Origin of the sequence: Pedobacter sp. HMWF019, from assembly GCF_003061025.1 — a bacterium.
Lineage (GTDB): Bacteria > Bacteroidota > Bacteroidia > Sphingobacteriales > Sphingobacteriaceae > Pedobacter.
On record NZ_QAIL01000085.1, the window covers coordinates 1 to 4,406 of the forward strand.

3 protein-coding genes are annotated in these 4,406 nt (G+C 42.2%); all 3 read left to right on the forward strand.

Annotated features, from left to right (window positions below):
- Positions 1-82 precede the first annotated feature (82 nt).
- From DBR11_RS05355 to DBR11_RS05365, 3 genes are read left to right on the forward strand one after another with little or no spacing between them, the layout of a single operon-like run.
- Entirely contained in the window at positions 83-1,138 is a 1,056-nt protein-coding gene (locus DBR11_RS05355) for a UDP-glucose--hexose-1-phosphate uridylyltransferase (protein WP_108550579.1), read from the forward strand.
- A gap of 2 nt (positions 1,139-1,140) precedes the next feature.
- Positions 1,141-2,331, forward strand: coding sequence for a galactokinase (locus tag DBR11_RS05360; RefSeq protein WP_108550580.1), 1,191 nt, complete (start codon positions 1,141-1,143; stop codon positions 2,329-2,331).
- 50 nt (positions 2,332-2,381) lie between these two features.
- The gene (locus tag DBR11_RS05365; RefSeq protein ID WP_108550581.1) at positions 2,382-4,058 is read left to right on the forward strand and encodes a sodium/sugar symporter; all 1,677 of its coding nucleotides are present in this window, start codon (positions 2,382-2,384) and stop codon (positions 4,056-4,058) included.
- Positions 4,059-4,406 lie beyond the last annotated feature (348 nt).

Genomic DNA, 4,406 nt, shown 5'->3' on the forward strand with positions numbered 1-4,406 from the left:
GTTGACAATTAATAAATTATTACTAATTTGCCCGGCGATAGCTCACTGCTAAGAAAATTTTAACCATTTATATTACCTGTTCATGCAGCAATTATTTGATCTTGATTCTAATCCGCATACCCGTTTAAATATCCTTACGGGAGAGCAGATCCTGGTTTCCCCGCACCGCACAAAAAGACCTTGGCAAGGGAAGGTAGAGGAACTTAGCCCAGACAACCGCCCGGCCTACGATCCTAAATGTTATTTGTGTCCTGGAAATGTACGCGCAGATGGCGCCGTTAATCCTGATTACACCCACAGTTTCGTATTTAAAAATGATTTTGCGGCTTTAATCGAAGATACACCAGAAAATAAACTCAATGAAGAGGACCTGCTGGTAGCCAGTGCAGAAAAAGGTCTGTGCAAGGTGATCAGTTTTAGTCCTAAACATAACCTGACTTTACCTGAACTGAGCCTGGAAGAAATCACTGCGGTGGTAAAGGTTTGGCAGAAGGAATATGAGGAGCTTGCTGCTCACAATTGGATCAAGTATATCCAGATTTTTGAAAACAAGGGGGAGATCATGGGCTGCAGCAATGCGCATCCGCATGGACAGATCTGGGCACAGAGCAGTATTCCGCAGGAAATTATTAAAGAAAGTGAGCGTCAGAAAAATTACTATGCTATTCACCGCAGAAGTTTGCTTTCGGCTTATTTAAAGCTGGAACTTAAAAAACAGGAAAGGATCTTGTTTGAAAACGAACATTTTGTGGTATTGGTTCCATTTTGGGCGGTATGGCCTTATGAAACCATGATCATCAGCAAAAGACACGTAACAGGAATTAATTTCTTTACCGCATCCGAGCTCGAGGCCCTGGCCGATGCCTTGAAAAAACTGACCACCAAATACGATAACCTTTTTGAAACATCGTTTCCTTATTCCGCAGGGATGCACCAGGCCCCTGTAAATAATGGAGAATACCCGGAATGGCACTGGCATATGCATTTTTATCCGCCGCTATTGCGCTCTGCTACGGTTAAGAAATTTATGGTGGGCTATGAATTGCTGGCCAATGCGCAGCGGGACATCACACCCGAATATGCAGCACAGCGTCTGAGAGAATTGTCTGTTGAACATTATAAACAAAAGAAAGCCTGATTATGGACTCGAAATTAGTCTCTTCAACAGTCAAAGTGGATGTTGAAGGCTTAAAACAAGCATTTAAGAATTTATATGGTGTTGATCCTCTGTTGGTCAGATCGCCGGGAAGGATCAATATTATTGGAGAGCATACCGATTACAACGAAGGTTTTGTGATGCCTGCGGCTATTGATAAAGCCATTTATATCGGCATATCCAAAAGGGAGGATGATCAGGTACACTTGTTTGCTAAAGATTATGAGCAAACACATACTGTAGCGCTGTCTGCGTTGGCACCTTCTGAAAAAGGCTGGCCAAATTACATTTTGGGTGTTGCAGATCAATTGCAGAAGAGAGGCTATACCCTTGGAGGCTTCAATTTGTATATCGATGGTGATGTTCCTCTCGGCGCTGGATTATCGTCTTCAGCTGCTGTAGAGTGTGCTACGGCATACGCGCTTGATCAATTGTTCTCCTTATTGGTAGCTCAACTTGATCTGGCTCTGATTGCCCAAAAGGCTGAGCATGTTTTTGCTGGCGTAAGCTGTGGGATCATGGATCAATTTGCTTCGGTTTTTGGAAAGAAAGACCATGCGATATTACTCGATTGCCGCTCTATGGAATATGAATATCTTCCTCTGGATCTGGGCGATTACAAACTGTTATTGCTCAATACCAATGTAAAGCACTCTCTTTCCGACAGTGCATACAACGAAAGAAGATCGCAGTGTGAGCGGGGCGTAGCCTGGGTGAAAGAAAAACACCCTGAAGTGAATAGTTTGAGAGATGTAACGCTGGCGATGTTGCAGGAATGTGTTGAATCAAAAGACCGCAATGTTTTTGTGAAATGCAGGTTTGTTGTGGCCGAGATTGAGAGATTGGGCAGGGCAGCCGATTTCCTAAAACAAGGAAATCTCGAGGCGTTGGGACAATTGATGCTGGAAACCCACGATGGCTTAAGTAAGGATTATGAGGTGAGCTGTAGTGAACTGGATTTTTTGGTTGACAGTGTAAGGGATTTAGATTCGGTGCTTGGTGCCCGTATGATGGGTGGAGGATTTGGTGGCTGCACTATTAATATTGTAAAAACAGCGTATATTGACGAGCTGATAAAAACAGTGAGTGCGGGTTATCTGCAGGAATTTGGCCTTAAGCTGGATGCCTACGCCGTAGAGACTGCTTCAGGAACAAGCCAAATTATTGAATATTAACCATTAAAACCAGTCTTTTTGGCTGGTTTTGCTAAACCTAATATAAACTGATGAAACACAATTTACTGGATACGAAGGACTATATTGTATTTTTAGTCTATTTCGTTATTGTAGCAGCGTACGGGCTCTACATCTACAACAAGAAAAAATCCGCATCTACGGGCTCTAAAGATTACTTTTTAGCGGAAGGGTCATTGACCTGGTGGGCTATTGGCGCTTCTCTCATTGCTTCAAACATTTCTGCTGAGCAATTTATTGGTATGAGTGGTTCTGGTTTTAAAATGGGACTGGCTATTGCTACATATGAATGGATGGCTGCTGCGACTTTGATTGTTGTGGCTGTATTTTTTATTCCTGTTTATCTTAAAAATAAGATATCCACCATGCCTCAATTCCTTAGCCAGCGCTATAACGGTACTGTGGCTATGATTATGGCTGTTTTCTGGCTGCTGTTGTATGTAGTGGTTAATTTAACTTCTATTTTGTATCTGGGTGCTTTGGCCGTAAGCAGTATTTCTGGTTTTGGCCTGGAGTTCTGTATGTACGCCATTGCTGTATTTGCTATTATCATTACTCTTGGAGGAATGAAGGTAATTGGTTATACGGATGTTATTCAGGTGTTTTTCCTGATCCTGGGTGGTTTGGCCACAACTTATCTGGCCCTAAACCTGGTTTCTGATCACTATGGTACTAAAGGGATTTTGGAAGGTTATCATTTGATGTCTACAAAAGCATCGGAACATTTCCATATGATCTTGAAGCCCGAAAATGAGAACTACATTGATTTGCCGGGTTTAAGTGTATTGATTGGTGGTATGTGGATTGTGAACTTAAATTACTGGGGTTGTAATCAGTACATCACTCAACGTGCTTTGGGGGCTGATTTGAAAACGGCAAGAGGTGGTATTTTATTTGCGGCGTTCTTAAAGTTATTGATGCCGATCATTGTTGTTTTACCTGGTATTGCCGCATATGTTTTATACAAGGATGGTGCGTTTCAATCGGAAATGGTTCAGGGTGGATCAGTTAATCCTGACCGGGCTTATCCGGTGTTACTGAACTTGTTGCCTGCTGGTTTGAAAGGTTTATCTTTTGCGGCGCTTACTGCTGCTGTGGTTGCTTCATTGGCGGGTAAGGCGAATAGTATTGCGACGATTTTTACTTTGGATATTTACAAGAAGGTGATTAAACCGGATGCTACTGAGAAGAGTCTGGTGGTTACAGGTAAGGTGACTATTATTGTGGCTATGATTCTTGGTGTTTTAATTGCTCCGCATTTGGGTATTGACAAAAAGGGTGGTTTCCAATATATTCAAGAGTACACGGGTTTTGTTTCTCCAGGTATCTTTGCGATGTTTATCTTAGGGTTTTTCTGGAAAAAGACGACTTCTGATGCGGCGCTTTTTGCTACTATTGGTGGTTTTATGTTGTCTCTGGTGTTGAAATTCTTACCTCTATGGACGGATCTTTCGTGGTTATCAGGTATGGGTTTCTCGGTTAAGAATTCTTCTGGGGTTTTTGAGATTCCTTTTATTGACAGAATGGGTTTTGTGTTTGTGTTCTGTGTTATTGGTATGTATATTATTAGTATGCTTCAGTTTAAACGCGGGGGCGAAAGCAAAGGTTTGGAGATCGACGCTAAGATGTTCAAAACGACTACAGGTTTTGCGGTTGGCGCATTGCTTATTGTTGGGTTACTGGTTGCGCTTTACGGTATTTACTGGTAGTTTTTTTACTGCTTTTGAGGAACCTGGTTGGCGAGATTTGCTGACCAGGTTTTTTTTATGGGCAAACAGGTTAAGAGAGTTGTTGAAAAAATTTTATTGAAAAATTCTGTACTGCTGCTTCAAGACTAACGATATCAGGTTCGCTGAAGGAGCGGACAGATCTCTGAGTTCTTTCCACAGCGTACGAGAATTTTTCACAGCAAATTGCAGAGGCAGGGTGGAGACCGGGAAATTTGTATAGGGCAGAAGCTGGGTATGAGGTAGAGTACTGGAGAGATAGGGGTAGTTAGTTAGGAAAAGAAAAAGGGACCAGATCTTTCGATCGGCCCCTTTTCATTAAATTAACGC